We start from the raw sequence: 17,612 nt of genomic DNA, 5'->3' as shown, positions 1-17,612 counted from the left end.
ACTTATTGGCAAAAACTCATCCACATTTTGGGTTGAGCCATGCTGCTATGAAACGGCTATTTTGGATGCTTTCATGAATTACATTATAAGGGTCAAAATTAAACCGCGACTTTTTCGAAGCGAGCGATAGATTCAACATGACCTGTATGACAAAACATATCCATGACGCCAGCATGAGTCAGACGATAGCCTTGCTCTAACAATGCTTTTGTATCACGGGCGAGAGTTGCTGGATTACAGGAGACATAAACAATGCGCTCAGCATTGAACTTTGGCAAATACTGCATGATCTCCCAAGCGCCAGAGCGTGGTGGATCGATTAATAACGCGTCAAAACCTTGATTGGCCCATGGCTTGTCCGTGCAGTCTTTCGTCAAATCTTGGCTATAAAACTCAGTATTGTTGATACCGTTGCGACGCGCATTATCAGCAGCACGCTCAGTCATGGCCTCGCTACCTTCGACACCAACTACTGAACCGGTCTCACCAACGAGGCGTGCGAGTGGTAAGCTAAAGTTGCCCAGACCGCTGAATAAATCCAATACTCGCTCACCTGCTTTTAAGTCTAATAAGTCACAAGCCAGCTTGGTCATTTGGCGGTTTACAGACAGATTGACTTGGGTAAAGTCAGTAGGGATAAACTCAAACGTCAAATCATACTCTGGCAGTTGATAATACAAACGACCAAATTGCTCGCTCAAATCATCAGTATCTGTTAGTGCGATACGTTGGATGCTATCAGCGCCTTTCGACTGTAGATATAGCTGCCAATTGCGCGCCGCAAAAAAACCTTTTAATTTGTCTATATCAGCATCTGATAATGGTTCTAAGTGACGCACGATAAGTGCAACGGGTTGGTTGCCATCAGGGAGTTCTGGCAATTCCTCACCCATCGCAAGCTCAAGCTGGGCAATCTTGTCACGGCTCTCTAGCGTGCTGATGAGTGTTTTTAGGTTTTCAATCTCAAAACCAATACGTGGGTCTAAGATATGACACTCATTGAGCTCTGCCAAAAAGTTACTTGAGCGTTCACGAAAGCCAACAAGCGCAGTTTCTTTTTTGACGACATAGCGCACGCCCAATCGTGCTTTGGTACGATAGCCGAGGCGATCGCCGACGACAGGCGCGAGCCAATTATCAGGCTCTGCATTGGCTTGATGCATCAGCATCTCAGCAAGCACAGACTGCTTAAAGTTTATCTGTGCCTCTGGCTCCCAGTGCTGCAAGTTGCAGCCGCCGCAGACGCCAAAATGTGGACAAGGCGGCACAGCACGTTCAGGATTTGGATTGGCAGTGATGCTGATTGCATCGCCTTCCTCAAAACTGGCACGGCTATTGGTTATTTTGACCAAGGCGCTTTCACCTGGCAACGCAAAACTGACGAATACTGTTTTGCCATGCTTGTCTTCAGCGTGACCGTCATCAACTCCAAAACCATTGCCATAGATGGCAACACCGCGACCGTCATGCGACAATCTATCAATAGTAAAAGGAATCGGCTCTGCATCTTTTAGACGGCGGCGCGTTTTTGATGATGGCTTAGATTTTTTCTTGCTAGGTGGAATAGCAATCTTTTGGGTATCACTGGTTTGAGTAACATTGGCTTGAGTAACATTGTTCTGCGATGTTGCATCAGTTACTGTCGACGTTTTGGAATCGGTGGGTTGCATAAACCTGCCTTAATAATAAATAACTATAAGAGGAGAATAACAAACTGCTAATAATACGGTTTCTATAATTTGGGTGCCGATGACCAGTCAGCGATGAACTCTTGATGTCGCGGGCTACCATCGGCTTGGGTATATTTGGCTAGATAGTCGTAGCTCTGCTGTTGCCAAGCATCGAAGTCTGGTGAGGACAGCTTTCCTGTCAGACGTAGCCAACGAAGATAGATGAGCCAAGTGTTCATCACATCAGACTCACAATAGATGGAGAGTGTCTGCCAATCACCACTACTGACGAGCGCGCCCACCATGCTACCATCAACGTCAGTTTTGCCCGGTAATCCATATAAACTGGCGACGATATCCATGGCTTCGCGGCGACTGGCACCGTACTGACTAAATCTGTCCATTAAATCAAGGTGACGCGTATGGAAACGATTGACGTAGTTATCAAAGCGCATATTTTTGATACGTTCGCCTTCTTCAAACAGCCATGGCGCTGACAAATCATATTGCATAGCGCGATATATCAGTACAGGTATGTCAAAGCCTGAACCATTCCAGCTGATGAGCTGTGGCAAGGTTTCAAGATCACTGAATGCCCGAAAAAACTTGGCAAGAATGTCTTTTTCGCTAAACTTATCTGCGGTCAACGAAAATAGCGATAACTTGCCATCTTTGATATATAAAGCGGAAATACAGACAATGCGCTGCAATGGCAAGCGCATAAAATCGTGTCCTGCCTCTTGCGTGCGTATCGCCGTCAGCGCGCTCAACGTATCTGCATCATTAAGATCGGCCAATTGCGGATAGATACGGCGAGCCGCATCGATATCGGCGACCGTCTCAATATCAAAAACTAGTATAGGGTCGGACGGTAGAGCTTGTGACATAAAGAATCCTGCATTGTTATAAGCTTACTGTGCTGCGTTATCTGCACCATTATCGATATGACTGTCATCAACATTGTATAAACCTGTCGATAAATAACGGTCTCCACGATCACAGACGATAAAGGCGATAACGGCATCAGGATTATTTTTGGCTACTTGCGTTGCTGCCCATGCCGCTGCACCTGAGGACACTCCAGCAAAAATACCTTCAGTTTTTGCCAGTTTGCGCATGTAGACTTCAGCGATACGCTGATCGACATCCATAATCTCATCGACCAAATCTGCGTCAAAAATACCCGGCATATATGCGGCAGGCCAACGGCGGATGCCAGCAATAGAAGCGTCTTCATCAGGTTGCAAACCAATGATTTTCACGTCTGGATTTTGTTCTTTCAAATAACGTGAGACACCAGTGATGGTACCAGTGGTGCCCATGGAGCTAATAAAATGGGTGATTTTACCCTCAGTTTGCGCCCACAGCTCAGGCCCTGTAGTCAGGTAATGCGCGTGGCTATTGTCAGGATTATTAAACTGATCCAAGACGATGCCTTTGCCATCGGCTTGCATCTGCAATGCCAAATCACGCGCCGCTTCCATGCCTTCATCGACTTCGATCAACGTCGCGCCGTAAGCAATCATGGCATCTTTACGCTCTTGAGTAGAGTTGGTTGGCATCAGTAATGTCATCGGATAGCCGCGCATCGCCGCGACCATGGCTAATGCAATGCCAGTATTGCCGCTAGTGGCTTCAATCAACGTGTCGCCGGGTTTGATATCACCGCGCTGTTCCGCTTGATAAATCATATTAAAAGCAGGGCGATCTTTTACAGAGCCAGCAGGGTTATTGCCTTCTAATTTGGCCAATAACATCGCGCCATTTTCGATATGCTCTTGTTCAGGTAGACGCTGCAGTTTAACCAGTGGCGTTTGACCGACACAATCGGCAAGCGTGGTCACTTGAGTGATAAAGTTGGCATTTGACATGGCCGTCGCGGACATAAGGTATCCTTATTTATTTTTTAAAATATGTACTTGGGTGATCGCTTTGATTGGATCACTGTTTTTTATTGTTTGATCATAATTTGAGACAGCCGTTTTGTATATTGGTTTATGGTGATAAGCAAACCAAAACTTGGCGGCATTAGAGCACGCTCTCATTCATCATGAGGGTGAGCGGTCTATTGTGGCAAATAAAAAGTTGCGTCATTATATCATTTTGTTGCTAGCTGCGCTTATTGCATAAAAGAATAATGGTCACTGGGTTAGCCTATGACTGGTCATGTTTTGAGTGAGGCATCAATGTGTTTGGCAGTGTGGCCACGCTGTTTTTTGATAAAGTCAGTTTGTGATAGAGCAAGTCAACATTTAGCACGTCTTATCAAGAGTCTGTTAGTCAAAGTGACTATTTGACCAACCTCTAATGTTTAACCGCCATTTATAGAATCCTGTTAAGATAATCTCGAGCCATAAAAAGGCGTATCATTAAAAAACAAGCTAGCAAGCTTAAGCATTTTTTATGGTAGCGTAGAGACCGTAACAAAATTCACAGACAGCATTTTCGTAGAGAGTAGAGCGAGCATGGCATATAAAAAACGTTTCAATACCAGCAGTGCCTATGGGCAGCTGATTATACTGGTGTTTTTACCCATCTGCGTGTTGGCTGCGGTGGGCGGTATTTTGGTATTTCACGAAACCATGCGCGCGAGCGATTCTGAGCAAGAAGTGTTGGCTGAAGCGGTGCTGATTCGTTATACACCCGCCATTGCAGAGCTGATTCCTGATTTATTAGAGCAAGAGCGTCAGCAAATAGGTAGCGGTGCTGCTGATGCGTCGCAAACGGCGATGACGACGCTCGAAAGCATACAAGATAAACTCGGGCGTATGCAGTCTGAGCAACACGTACAGCGTATTGCTATTATCAATGAAGGCAATCAAGTATTGGCGACCGTAGGTTATGGTCTGAACGAGAAATGGCCGCTAATCAGTGACTCAGCAAAGTTTTTATCGCAAAAACCAACGCCTGTAGGCACGGCATATGGCAGCGTGTTGGGTGAGTTTGAAGGGCAGACGTTGTGGCTACTGGTCGATATGGATAACGAACCTCTCTATATCGCCCGCTATCGTATTGCGATGGCTCTGGTCATTACTGGCTTGTTCACCATTTTAATATTATTACTCAGCTTAAATATTTACTCAAAACGTTGGATTGCACCTATCTATGAGCTGCGTTTGCAATTACAACGTACCCATGTTGATAACTTATATCAGCCTGTACCAGTAGAGTCGGATGGTGAGCTTAATTTATTACAGCAAGATTTGGTCAAGACATTCCGTCGACTCCATAGAAGTTTTCAAGAGCTTAAGGATCATGCCGAGCAAACCGAAGACGATCTGCGTTTGGCATTTGATGAGATGGAAATGCAAAACATCTCTATTCGAAATGCGCGTGATGCCGCAATCTCGACCAGCCAAGCCAAGTCAGCATTTTTAGCGAATATCAGTCACGAACTGCGCACGCCGTTGAACAGTATTGATGGCTTTATTAACTTATTAGCGCGTCACGGTGAGCTCAATCCTGAACAAGATTTATACGTACAGACTATCCGTAAGTCTTCGGCACACCTGCTTGCTTTGGTCAATGACGTTCTAGATTTTTCTAAGATTGAGGCGGGCAAGCTGGTGCTTGATCGTCATGAATTTGATCTGTATGACACCATTTATGATGTGGTTGATATGCTCTCTCCTGTCTCTGCGGAGAAAGGTCTGCGTATGGCTGTCTTGTTCTATAACGATGTGCCAATGCGTATCAATGGTGATGCGCTACGCCTCAAGCAAGTATTGACGAATATAGTGGGGAATGCCATCAAGTTCACAGATAGTGGGGATGTGGTCGTACGGGTCAGCTTGGACGATCATCGTGATAATTATCTAATGATCAGTGTGCAAGACAGTGGTAAAGGCATTTCGCTTGCTGACCAAAAAATGCTGTTTCAGAGCTTTAGCCAAGGTGATCCGTCAATCACACGTCAATATGGTGGTACGGGGTTGGGGCTGGTTATCTCCAAGCAATTAACGCGTCTGATGGGCGGTGATATTGGTTTTCATGACAATGCTCAAGAGAACATCGCCAATCAAGGTGCGACGTTTTGGTTTCGCATGCCAGCACATGTCGATGTGTTAGAAGCACCAACTGGTCAGACTATTGAGCTACCGATATTGGCACCGCTTGCGAGCGAGACTGATGAATTTAACGTATTGGTTTGGATCAGTCATACGGCCTCAATACAAGTGCTGAAGGCCAGCTTGCAGTACTTGCCGATTAAACTTACTCAAGCCAATTCATTGCCAGGGGTGCTTGAGTCACTCAAAGAGCATGGCAACTTTTGGGATTGGGTCATCGTCGATGATGACACGCAAGACGATATGATGGCGTTACTCAAGCAAATCCGTCTCCATTATCAAGGCAAACTTGCCGTATTTGGCTATCAAGTGGCGGCTGACCAAGCGCTGCTTAACCGCTATCAAGCCAATATCTTGTATGAGCCATTGGACAAAAGACAGCTGTACGCAATGCTCGATACACAAAACCGTAGTATGCCAAAGAGCTTACAAGAACCACGCTGGAAAGGCGTAACCGTATTAGCCGTCGATGATCACCTGCCAAATTTATTGGTGCTCGATGCATTACTGAGCGAGCTTGGCATTCAGGTAATGACAGCGAGTAGTGGCTTTGATGCGATAGAGATTATCAGCAAACAACAAACCAAAAACATCAAATCTGCTAAAAACGATAAGCAGAGTCTGTCGAATAAAACGCAACTCTCAAAAGCTGAAACACGTGATGAGGTCAATAAGAAATCAAGCAATACATTCTATGCTGAAGATATGGGGATCGACGATAAAATCGCTGCCCAAGACAAAAATCATATCGATTTGATATTCATGGATATCCAAATGCCGCGCATGTCAGGTCACGAAGCAGCCAAGCAAATTCGCAATATTGAGGCTACGGACAGTCGTATTCCTATTATTGCCTTGACAGCCCATGGCCTAGCTGATGAGCGTGATAAACTTATCGCCAGTGGTATCAACGACTACGTTGGCAAACCAATCAGCCAACCTCAGTTATTGCAAGTACTACAAAAGTGGCTAGGCCGAAAAAGCACCACGCCGCAAATAACGGCATTGCCTGATACTGATTTGCAAGCTTCTAACTTACAGGATTCTAATTTGCAAGATTCTAATTTGCAAAGCATCGATTCACAAAATACTGACTCTGAAAATCTAAATCTCACAGAGCAATCGACGCCGCTTTCAGATCAAAAGGCCGCTATTTATCCGATGGTCAAAGACAACGAAAGCGTTCGTAATAGGACTGAAATCACAGAACCGCCAAAAGTCACTCGACCATTATCACTGAAAAAAATCCGTGATGACTACTTGCGTGACAGTCAGCCCCGTGACGATTATAGACGAGAGACTACCCGTGAGAACCAGCCTCGCTATGAGAGCCTACGTTTACACAAGCAAGGGCAAGAATCATTATTGCATCCACCAAAAGAACCGATAGATAATTCTGCTGAAGACATAACAGCGAATATGGATAAAAGGCTATATGAGCAAGCGGATCACAACCTTCATCAAAAAAACCTCAGTACAACGGATACGTCTGATATTTTAGACTGGCAAGATGCGCTTACTCGCTCAGCAAACAAACCTGATTTGGCCGCCAAGCTCATCATTATGATGCTCGATACGATTAACGAGGAAAAGCAAGCACTGACTCAAGCATGGGAAGCTCGTGATCGTAACTTATTGGCACAAATCGCCCATCGTATATTGGGCGGCAGTCGTTATACAGGAGTGCCGCAGCTACGTCAGGCCAGCCAAGACTTAGAGGATAAGTGCTTATTGAATGTACAGCATACAACACCGGTACAATTCGCGATGATTGAGCCGTATTATGAGGCACTACTTACTGCACTGAATAATTTACAAAACGTGGATTTATCGGCTTACCCTCAGCTCAACTATCATCGTTTGAGCGAAAATGACATGACATGGAAAATGATTTAGAGCACGTAATCGGACCGTTATTGTGCGATAGGGTAAGTGAGTTCCATACGTTACCAGTCGCTAGCAGCCAAATAATGTGCGAATATTAAAAGGCAGGCGCTTGATACAGTACCGTAGCAGTCAGTTATTGCTACGGTAGAGTAGGGTTAAGCCTGCTAATATTGTGACCATTATTACTATAGTTATTTTATTCATTAATAAGGATTATTATGAACGTGGTCGCCAGTTACCAGTATGAAACATTACAAGTGCATGTCGTAGATAATATACTAACGGTCACCTTAAATCGTCCAAACAAAAAAAATGCCATGAGCTTTCAAGTTATAGATGAGCTGATTACCGTGGCAGAGCGCATTGGCAAAGACAAAACGATACGCGCGGTTATTTTAAATGGTGCAGAAGGCACATTCTGTGCAGGTATTGATTTAGGAGATTTAAACCATCCAAAAAACCAAGCCTTTGCCATTTGGGAGCTTATTAAGCCTTGGCAAAGCTCATTCCAACGTGTCTGCTTGGTGTGGCGTGATCTGCCAGTACCTGTCATCGCGGTACTAGAAGGCTACTGTATTGGCGCTGGGCTACAATTGGCATTGGCCTGTGATGTGCGTATTAGCCACCCAGATTGCCAACTGTCTATTATGGAGGCCAAATGGGGTTTGGTACCCGACATGGGATTGACGCAATCAGCATTTGGGGTGGTACGAGAAGACGTTCTCAAAGAGCTTGCCATGACTGCACGCATCATCAATGCCAATGATGGCAAAGAATTAGGATTAATCAGTCATTGTAGTGAGACGCCGCTTGAGCAAGCACAACAGCTGGCAGCTGAGTTTGCTGAGCGCTCTCCTGACGCTGTGCTAGCGAGCAAACGCGTAATCAATGCGATGTATGAGCAGCCTGCGACTACCTTATATAAAGAAAAAATCTGGCAGATTAAGATGATGATTGGTCGTAATCGTAAACTTGCTCTTAGAAAAGCAAAGCAAGCCAGCACCGTATTTAGCAAACGCCAGTTTCGCTAAAACTTCCTTATTTTTGATAGATATTGTCTTAAGGATGTTATCTGAGACAATTTTGGCCTCAGTCCTTAGATTAAAAGTAAGCTAGACATATTTTGATAAATTACTTTGATTGTTTTTAGTTGTTAAGGCTTGTTTCATTAGTTCCCTATGACTATTGAAATACGAGTGGACAGCACGATATAACACTGTCCGCTTGCACAGATTTAGATAAAGATGCACTATTGTCGTTAAAAATATCTATTCTATGCATTTTACAAGCGCTTAAGTAATCATCACTATATAAATGGTCTAACTATGTCTGCCCCAAAATCCTCTCTCCCAAATAAACCTATCGCCTCCGAACGAGTACGTTCTGCTGATCTGCCTGTTGCATGGATTATGATGCTGGGATTAATGGTTGCGGTAGGACCGTTATCCATTGATATGTATCTGCCTGCGTTACCCTCAATGGCAGACGACTTTGGTGTGTCTACGGCATTTATGGCCAACTCTGTACCAGCGTATTTTTTGGGTTTGGTATTCGGGCAGTTATTTTATGGCCCTTTTAGTGACCGTGTCGGCCGTGTTAAGCCTTTATACATAGGCATGACACTATATGTGATTGCGTCCATTCTTTGTGCGACCACTGACAATGAGTATGTATTATTTGTAGGGCGAACGATGCAAGCATTGGGCGCTTGTGTGGGGGCAGTGGTGACCCGAGCCGCCATTCGTGATCGCCTAACAGCCAAGCAAACCGCAAAAGCTTTTTCGATTATGATTTTGGTCATGGGCTTAGCACCCATATTAGCGCCGTCGCTTGGTGCACTGTTTTTACAGTTTTTTGATTGGCATTCCATTTTCTGGTTTTTGGCCGCCTTTGGTGCCCTAAATTTATTGCTTACCAAGTTTTTCTTTTTTGAGACATTGACCGAAGAAAATCGTAATGTGCGTCCTGCAAAAGAGGTGCTTAGTCAGTATTGGGATTTATTAAAAGATCCAACCTTCAACTATCCAGCGATTGGCGGTGGGTTGCTGATGGGTGCGATGTTCGTCTATATCAGCTCAGCCTCTGAGCTTATCATGGATACCTATGGTGTATCGGCGACACACTTTGGCTGGTTATTTGGGATGAATGCGGCGGGCTTTGTAGGTTTGACTCAGTTGAACCAATGGCTCACCAATCGCTTTCGTATTTTAAGCATTCTGCGCTTTGGTGCGATGATGCAGGTTATCTCTGCAGGTGTACTGTTTGTGATAGGTCTGTTCTTGGGTACTGATGCTTGGTTACCACTGGTACTGGCTTGTATTTTCTTCTGTATTGCAGGTTTGGGTCTGAGTCAGCCTAATGCATCGGCAATCGCACTAGCCTTTCAGAAACGCCGCGCGGGTATGGCAAGTGCGCTGCAAGGATCGCTTATGTTTTCAGTCGGTATTTTTGGTGGACTTTTATTGAATCTATTCCCCGTCAACCCAGTGCTTAAAATTGGTATTGCGATGTTTGCTTTGATGAGTATTGGTACCTTTTTGATCTGGCAGATAGACCGTAACCTAAATCTTGACGATGCAGAGTAAATACAAGGTCTTATCGTAAATCAAGTACTTACAAAAAGCACCCATACGTTTAGAGCGTATGGGTGCTTTTTTGTGGATATTTTTATCTTTTACATAAGGTTTTCATTTTAAAAGTAATTTTTCTGTATGCTAAATAGAAAACATATGTTTTGTATATTCAAATATGTCTTATTTTATATATAACTTATCGTACATAATTGTCAAACATTATTATTGCAAATGTAAAGTTAGGTAAGTATTATCTGACGTAACGTTATGTAAGTAAATATTATAGGGATATTGCCTAACCTTTCTAGATTGTCATTCATTAAAATGTACAACAACGTTAAGCTCTAAGGGTAGATTATGATGCAGTTATATCGAGTGTTACCAGTGGTAATGAGTATTGGCCTATTTGGCTGTGGTGATTCTTCCACTCAGGAAAATACTAGTGCACCAGTAACAGAGAACAAGGACAGTTTTGTTAGCAAATTGCCTGATACGGCGCCAACTCTGAAAGTGGCGACAACAGGTACGATGCCTCCATTCTCGTTTCAGGATGACTATGGCAATATGCAAGGCATTGACATTGACTCTATCCGCGCGCTTGGCGAAGAAGAAGGGTTCAAAGTTGAGTTTTATAAAGAAACCTGGCAAAACATGTTCGATACAGTAGAGTCGGGTAGTCGCGATTTGGCGATTTCAGGCATCTCTTATAAGGATGAGCGTGACGCTAAGTATGGATTATCTCAGCCTTATTTCTTTAACCCTGCCGCTATCATGTATGCAAAACCAGAACTAAATATCAATAATTTAGATGATTTGCAAGGCAAAAATATCTCTGCGATGGAAGGCTCTAAGCAAGTTGATCAAGCACAGCAAATGGGTAAGTACAACAATTTCTCGACCAGAACGACTGCCTTTTTATTGTATGAAGATTTAATGCAAGGCAAAGTAGATGCAATTTTGCATGATCTACCTATCTTGCAATATACGGCAAAAAACCATCCTGAGCAAAAAGTAACCATCGTTCCTTATGAAGGGCAAGACAACCCATCAGCACAGCAGGTTATTTTGATGGCAAAAGGTAATACTGAGCTCATTAACAAAATCAATGACGGTATTACCAAACTAAAAGCGGAAGGTAAGTTTAAAGAAATCGAAGCTCGCTGGCTTGGTGAGACAGAAAGTCCAACGGCTAGTACTTCTGCCACCACTGAACAAGCAAACTAAGGGACGATTGATATGGCTACAATAAATAATGGAGATAACAAACGTTATCGCGGCTTGATTATTTCGATTGCACTGTTTTTATCTTTGATCGGTGCTTTGCTTGCATTTACTTTCTATACCTCAAGCTTGCTTGAAAGAAATACCGTATTGATTGATCAGACCAACCAAGTAGCAAACAGCGCACAGTCGGTAATTAAAGATTTGTTCGATTTGGATAGCAGTTACGGTGAAGATACCAACTCGCCACACATTCAGCGCGTATTAGAGCGTTTGGAACAGAATACAGCACTGATTAATAATACGTTGACCGCTATCGGAGAAGGCGGCACGATTACCGACGATGCTGATGGTAAAACGTATAAACTACCGAGCGTTAGTGGTAGTGCACAAGAAAGTGTACAAGCGGCAAACCAGCAATGGCAGCTACTTGAGCCTAGAATTGAAACTTACTTAAAAGATGCTGATAACGTACTGGTCGATTCATCAGATGACTTGACTCAAGCGGTAGAGCAGGCGAAAACCTCAAGTTTGCTAATGAACGAATCATTAGATGATTTGACCAACGAAGTGTTTGATGATGCAGAGCGCCAAGCCAATACCATTCGTTTGATTCAGGCACTTGGGGTTGTTGCGATTTTTGCCTACTTCTTGATCTTCGTATTCTTTTTTGTACGCCGCTTACGTGAGACGGATGCTGAGGCATTTGCTGCTCGTCGCGAAACGCAAGAAATTATGGAAACGGTAAATACAGGTCTGTTCCTACTGGACAAAGACTTAAATATTGGTCAGCAGCACTCGCGCGCGCTTAACGGTATTGTCGGTTCTGATAGGCTAGCAGGAGAAAACTTTACCAACGTCTTGCGTGGTCGTATTTCTGACAAAGATCTTAAGACCACTCAGCAGTTCATTGAGCAGCTCTATAATCCTCGAGTTAAAGAAAAATTGGTAGATTCTCTAAATCCTTTGCACAAAGTGATGCTACATAACAGCTCTGATGATAAAGGTCTTAATAATCGTTTCTTAGACTTTAAATTCTCACGTGTTTATGAAAATAAAGACATCGCGCGTATTTTGGTCAACGTCAACGATGTGTCAGATGCTGTTTACTTAGAACAGCGTTTAGAAAAAGAGCGTTCGCAAAATGATATGCAGATTGAGATGTTAACCACTATCTTGAATGTAAATCCAAAAATCATTAATGAGTTCATTAGCAATACCCAAGCGCATATTGAGCGTATGAACAACATCTTGAAAAACCCTGGTAGCTCACAATACGAGCTAGAAGGGAAGCTAAAAGCTATCTATCGTGAAATGCATAGCTTGAAAGGTGAGGCTTCTGCGTTGAAATTGCATAGCTTTACCAAAATTGCCTCAGAGGCAGAAGATAAGCTGCATGCATTGCAAAACCAAGGTCAGCTATCGGGTAATGATTTCTTACAGTTGGCAGTACACTTAGATGACTTGTTGAGTCTATCAAATACCATTGCGACCTTGGGTGAACGCATCAACCGCTCAGCACCACCTAAAGCGGCGACAGCAAAAACAACCATAGCGTCTAGTGATGATATCTTAAACAGCAGTGTGTCAAAAGCGCCGGTTGCAAATCACCAGCCAGTGAACAGCATCGATACTGATGGTGGTCTAGAGATTGATCTAGATAATGAAAACGATGATCGACTGTCTTTTTACAATGAGTTTGCAAAAGAGATCGCCGCCAGACAAGGTAAACAAGTACAGCTAAAAAGCAATACGCTGACGCAAACGGAGATACCGGCGCATCTTGCAAAGCCAATTAAAGAAATTAGTATCCAGTTACTACGAAACGCCGTCGTGCATGGTATCGAAGCACCAAGTGTTCGTCACTCTGCTGGTAAGACTGAAGTTGGAACGATTGACTTAGAAGTACAAGACAATGGCTCAGATGTCACACTGGTCGTACAAGATGATGGTCAAGGTATCGACTATGACAGCATACGTAATAAACTGAGCACAGAAGGTCGCTTTAGTGAGGAAGAAGCAAGTCAACTCAGTCAAGGCGATTTACTCAAGCAGTTATTTTCTTCTGGGTTCTCAACCAAAGAGCATGCAGATGAAGATGGTGGACGCGGCGTTGGACTTGATATTATCAAAGCGCAAGTAAAAGACTACAATGGCAAGCTGAACGTAAATAGTGAGCTGGGTCAGATGACACGGTTCGTCATTACGTTACCAAAAGCTTAATTAAAAACAGTAAACATATTGTCAGGGACGACAAGCACTTCATTAAAGGTAATAGATAAGTTATGCATAAATTAATGATTGTTGATGATTCGAATATTATCAGAAACCGTATTCAGCGCGCATATGATTCAGGAAAGTTTATGCTGGTTGCTACCGCAACCAGTGGCGTTCAAGCCATTGAAAAGTTCAACATTCATCGTCCTGATGTGATCACGATGGACTTGACCATGCCACAAATGGATGGACTAGAATGTATCGAAAAAATCATTGCGATTGATCCTGATGTACGCATTTTGGTGGTGTCGGCATTGTCTGATAAAGCCACTGGCATCGAAGCCTTATCATTGGGTGCTAGCGGTTTCTTATGCAAGCCCTTCTCAGAAGAGGAGCTCGTAGAGTCTTTATATGAGCTGATGCAAGACTAATACCATTCATCGACTAAAGCAGATGTCATTATGAAAGAACAAAAGCTACAGATTTTTTTGAGCATTATTAGTAACTATTTTAATCAGTTTGGCGGAGAAGAGCTGGTTGCTGATACGCCTTACTTGTTAGAAAACAAGCAGCCAAAAGTCCATGACTATACCGGTGTTATCGGTATATCAGGCGCGCAGAAAGGCGTTGTGTATTTTTCGGCAACCCGTGAGTTACTGTCTTCAATATTGGACAGCATGGGTGAAACCGATAAGAGTGAGGAAAACTACATCGACTTGGCTGGTGAAGTTGCCAATACAATCGCAGGTAATGCGCGCAAAGAGTTTGGTGCAGAGTTTCATATCTCTGTACCCTTCGTATTCAAAGGCGCACCGCAAAGTATTGTATTGCCAAACGATGAGCGTTCTTTTATCATTCCCATCACTTGGCACTCACAAGTTGGCGAGATTGTGGTTTGTTTGCAGGACTAATGCTGCTGCCACGTAATACAGATGGATATTAATATATTATGTTTAAAGTAGAAAAGTTGGGTGTGTTTCTAAGCTCGATCAATGCATTTTTTGCGCAGATCGATGGCTCAGAAGTATCTATCGATACCCCTTATTTGAACAACAATAAAACGGCAATTGGTTTTGATTATAGTGGTGTCATTAAGATATCAGGGCCTCTTGAAGGTTGCGTCTATGTCAGCGCACCAAGCGTAATGTTGCGAGAAGTGATAAAAGTGATGGGTGAGCCTGACTCTTCGATCACGATGATGAAAGACTTGCTGGGTGAAATGGCCAATACCATCTCTGGTAATGCGCGTACAGAATTTGGTTCTGAATTCATTATCTCTCCGCCGCAGATCGTTGAAAGCGCACCAAGTGTGTCTTACTTACCTAGAGACCGCCAAAGCTATATCACGCCATTCACATGGCGTGGTTACAAGGCTGTGATTGGTATCTGTATTGCATAATCTAATATGAAACCATTCATATAAAGTCAAAGCCAGAAATAAAAAAGCGATACGAATGTGTCGCTTTTTTTTATCTTTCTATCCATAACTTTTGCTTTATATCTTATTGATATGCAATTAACAAACTGCTGGAGATTCAAAGGCGTTATGTGATAAAATACAGCGCAGCTATTTTTATAAATCACTTTATAGTTTAGATTTGAAATTTTTTTGAATCTGACCATAGCTTCTTTTTTAAACCAACCAATGACACACACATCATGGCAAAAAATTGCTGGGTGTTTGGCGACTTGATTAATTTGTGATCCGTTAGTGCTGTACTAATGACAACTAACCGATAGCAGATGCGTGTCGCTAAATAGGCTGTTTTTGTGATGTGGAGGCATAACCCAACCAATAGGATATATTCTCATGGCTACAAAGAATCCAACCAAAATCGAAATGCGCGACTTACTACAAGCTGGCGCTCACTTTGGTCACCAAACACGTTTTTGGAACCCAAAAATGGGTCCATACATCTTTGGCGCGCGTAACAAGATCCATATCATCAACCTAGAGCACACCGTAAAAGCATTCAACGAAGCGTTGACTTACGTAAACGGCCTAGCTGCTAAGAAAAACAAAGTATTATTTGTTGGTACTAAGCGTGCTGCAAGCGGTATCGTACGTGAGCAAGCTGCTCGTGCTGGTATGCCATACGTTGACCATCGCTGGTTAGGTGGTATGTTGACTAACTGGAAAACACTACGCCAGTCAATCAACCGTCTAAAAGAGCTTGAAAAGCAATCAGAAGACGGTACTTTTGCAAAGCTGACTAAGCGTGAAGCATTAGAGCGTACTCGTGATATGGAAAAACTTGAGCGTTCACTAGGCGGTATCAAAGATATGGGCGGCCTACCTGACGCTATCTTCGTTGTAGACGTAGATCACGAAGCAATCGCTATTAAAGAAGCTAAAAACCTAGGTATCCCAGTTATCGGTATCGTTGATACTAACTCTAGCCCAGACAACGTTGACTACATCATCCCAGCTAACGATGATGCTATCCGTGCTGTGACTTTGTACGTAACTTCTATGGCTGATGCTATCATCGCTGGTAAAGAATACGCACAAACTCAAGCTGGCGGCAAAGCTGAGCAAGCACCTGCTACTGAAGAAGCACCAGCTGCAGAAGAAACTGCAACTCCAGCAGAGTAAATAGCTGAGTTAAAAAGTTTAACTTTGTAAGGATGTCTTGATAGTGTGACTATCAGCATCCATATAATGTTGTGAACAGCGTATAAGCTCATAATAGGCATGATGTAGTTTTACTCGTCATGCCTTGTTATTGAATAGAGCATTATTAATGAGGCCGCTATACATAACCAAGTAGCTAATGGGCGAGTATTATCGTTCGTACTGGCTATAGCGCTATGTTTTTAAGATGTTATCTTTTTGACATCATTGATGGCTATATTAGTAATGACTCAAAATGAGCTGTCTTGCTAGATTTAAAGCAATATTAAGATATCGAATAGATATTAATTCCTCTTATACATAACTATACTAAGGTGACTCTTATGACAGAAGTAAAAGTATCTGCCAAAATGGTAAAAGAATTGCGTGACCGTACTGGTCTTGGCATGATGGAATGTAAAAAAGCGTTAGAAGAATCAAACGGTGATGTTGAAGTTGCCATTGATAACCTACGTAAATCTGGTCAAGCAAAAGCAGCTAAAAAAGCGGGTAACATCGCAGCTGATGGCGCTATCATCATCGCTCAAGGCGAAAATAAAGCATTCTTGTTAGAAGTTAACTGCCAAACTGACTTCGTTGCAAAAGACGACAGCTTCACTGCGTTTGCAGAAAAAGTGGCTAACATTGCACTAGAAAACAACGTCACTGACGTTGCTGCTATCTCTGAATTGCCTTATGGCGATGGTCAGACTGTTGAAGAAGCACGTGTATCTCTAGTACAAAAAATTGGTGAGAACATTCAGGTTCGCCGTGTTGAAGTACTTGAAGGCGCTAACATCGCTGCATACCGTCATGGTCTACGTATCGGTGTAGTGGTTTCTTATGAAGGTGGCGACGCTGACACTGGCAAAAACCTTGCCATGCACATTGCAGCATTCAACCCTGTTGCTGTAGATGACGAAGACGTGGCTGCTGATGTATTGGCACGCGAAAAAGACATCATCGAAGCCAAAGCAAAAGAGTCTGGCAAGCCTGACAACATCGTTGAAAAAATGATCGAAGGTGGCCTACGTAAGTACCTAGACGAAGTAACTTTGCTACGTCAGCCATACGTTATGGACAACGACAAAAAAGTTGGTGATGTCCTAAAAGCTGAAGGCGTAAAAGTACTTGGTTTCAAACGTCTAGAAGTTGGTGAAGGCATCGAGAAGAAGCAAGAAGACTTCGCTGCTGAAGTTGCTGCAACTCAGGCTGCTAACAAGTAAGAACTAAGTTATATTGGGAAATACTGTGAGTACTGATTTAGTAATCACAGTTTGTCTTTGTTACTGATGACCTATCAATATACAAAGCGTCCAGACACAAAAAAGCCCGTTAAGAAATTAACGGGCTTTTTTGTGTC

The 17,612-nt window shown here is 43.2% G+C and carries 13 protein-coding genes; 10 read left to right on the top strand and 3 right to left on the bottom strand.

What is annotated here, in order from left to right:
• Nucleotides 1-98: 98 nt before the first annotated feature.
• The 3 genes from rlmD to cysM form a co-directional block, all read right to left on the bottom strand.
• Nucleotides 99-1,670: a 23S rRNA (uracil(1939)-C(5))-methyltransferase RlmD gene (gene rlmD, locus ACTXGK_RS27785; protein ID WP_443514503.1), complete on the bottom strand. Its 1,572-nt coding sequence runs from the start codon at nucleotides 1,668-1,670 to the stop codon at nucleotides 99-101.
• 62 nt (nucleotides 1,671-1,732) lie between these two features.
• On the bottom strand, nucleotides 1,733-2,557 hold the full coding sequence (locus tag ACTXGK_RS27780; RefSeq protein WP_394210261.1) for a 3'-5' exonuclease: 825 nt from the start codon (nucleotides 2,555-2,557) through the stop codon (nucleotides 1,733-1,735).
• Between the two features lie 24 nt (nucleotides 2,558-2,581).
• Nucleotides 2,582-3,541, bottom strand: coding sequence for a cysteine synthase CysM (gene cysM, locus ACTXGK_RS27775; RefSeq protein WP_443514860.1), 960 nt, complete (start codon nucleotides 3,539-3,541; stop codon nucleotides 2,582-2,584).
• Nucleotides 3,542-4,135: 594 nt separating this feature from the next.
• Here cysM and ACTXGK_RS27770 point away from each other — a divergent pair.
• The 10 genes from ACTXGK_RS27770 (at nucleotide 4,136) to tsf (ending at nucleotide 17,475) form a co-directional block, all read left to right on the top strand.
• Nucleotides 4,136-7,633 carry an ATP-binding protein gene (locus ACTXGK_RS27770; RefSeq protein ID WP_443514502.1) on the top strand — a complete coding sequence of 1,166 codons (3,498 nt, stop codon included), beginning with the start codon at nucleotides 4,136-4,138 and terminating at the stop codon, nucleotides 7,631-7,633.
• Nucleotides 7,634-7,842: 209 nt separating this feature from the next.
• Complete coding sequence (locus tag ACTXGK_RS27765) at nucleotides 7,843-8,655, top strand: crotonase/enoyl-CoA hydratase family protein (RefSeq protein WP_443514501.1); 813 nt, start codon at nucleotides 7,843-7,845, stop codon at nucleotides 8,653-8,655.
• Between the two features lie 294 nt (nucleotides 8,656-8,949).
• The gene (locus tag ACTXGK_RS27760) at nucleotides 8,950-10,209 is read left to right on the top strand and encodes a multidrug effflux MFS transporter (protein WP_075107664.1); all 1,260 of its coding nucleotides are present in this window, start codon (nucleotides 8,950-8,952) and stop codon (nucleotides 10,207-10,209) included.
• 345 nt (nucleotides 10,210-10,554) lie between these two features.
• The gene (locus tag ACTXGK_RS27755; protein ID WP_443514500.1) at nucleotides 10,555-11,421 is read left to right on the top strand and encodes a substrate-binding periplasmic protein; all 867 of its coding nucleotides are present in this window, start codon (nucleotides 10,555-10,557) and stop codon (nucleotides 11,419-11,421) included.
• A 12-nt stretch (nucleotides 11,422-11,433) separates the two neighbouring features.
• Complete coding sequence (locus ACTXGK_RS27750) at nucleotides 11,434-13,641, top strand: ATP-binding protein (RefSeq protein ID WP_443514499.1); 2,208 nt, start codon at nucleotides 11,434-11,436, stop codon at nucleotides 13,639-13,641.
• A 62-nt stretch (nucleotides 13,642-13,703) separates the two neighbouring features.
• A complete protein-coding gene (locus ACTXGK_RS27745) occupies nucleotides 13,704-14,066 on the top strand; it encodes a response regulator (RefSeq protein ID WP_201600457.1) in 363 nt (120 codons plus the stop codon).
• A 30-nt stretch (nucleotides 14,067-14,096) separates the two neighbouring features.
• Complete coding sequence (locus tag ACTXGK_RS27740) at nucleotides 14,097-14,546, top strand: chemotaxis protein CheX (protein WP_371533205.1); 450 nt, start codon at nucleotides 14,097-14,099, stop codon at nucleotides 14,544-14,546.
• Between the two features lie 38 nt (nucleotides 14,547-14,584).
• Nucleotides 14,585-15,034, top strand: a complete 450-nt coding sequence (locus ACTXGK_RS27735) for a chemotaxis protein CheX (RefSeq protein WP_201600451.1) — start codon at nucleotides 14,585-14,587, stop codon at nucleotides 15,032-15,034.
• Nucleotides 15,035-15,445: 411 nt separating this feature from the next.
• Nucleotides 15,446-16,231 carry a 30S ribosomal protein S2 gene (rpsB, locus tag ACTXGK_RS27730; protein WP_443514498.1) on the top strand — a complete coding sequence of 262 codons (786 nt, stop codon included), beginning with the start codon at nucleotides 15,446-15,448 and terminating at the stop codon, nucleotides 16,229-16,231.
• Nucleotides 16,232-16,593: 362 nt separating this feature from the next.
• Nucleotides 16,594-17,475, top strand: a complete 882-nt coding sequence (gene tsf / locus ACTXGK_RS27725; protein WP_075107656.1) for a translation elongation factor Ts — start codon at nucleotides 16,594-16,596, stop codon at nucleotides 17,473-17,475.
• Nucleotides 17,476-17,612 lie beyond the last annotated feature (137 nt).

This window comes from Psychrobacter sp. T6-5 (assembly GCF_052258485.2).
In the GTDB taxonomy this organism is placed as follows: domain Bacteria; phylum Pseudomonadota; class Gammaproteobacteria; order Pseudomonadales; family Moraxellaceae; genus Psychrobacter.
Note: the sequence above shows the minus strand (reverse complement) of the source record. Positions and strands in the feature narration are given on the sequence as shown.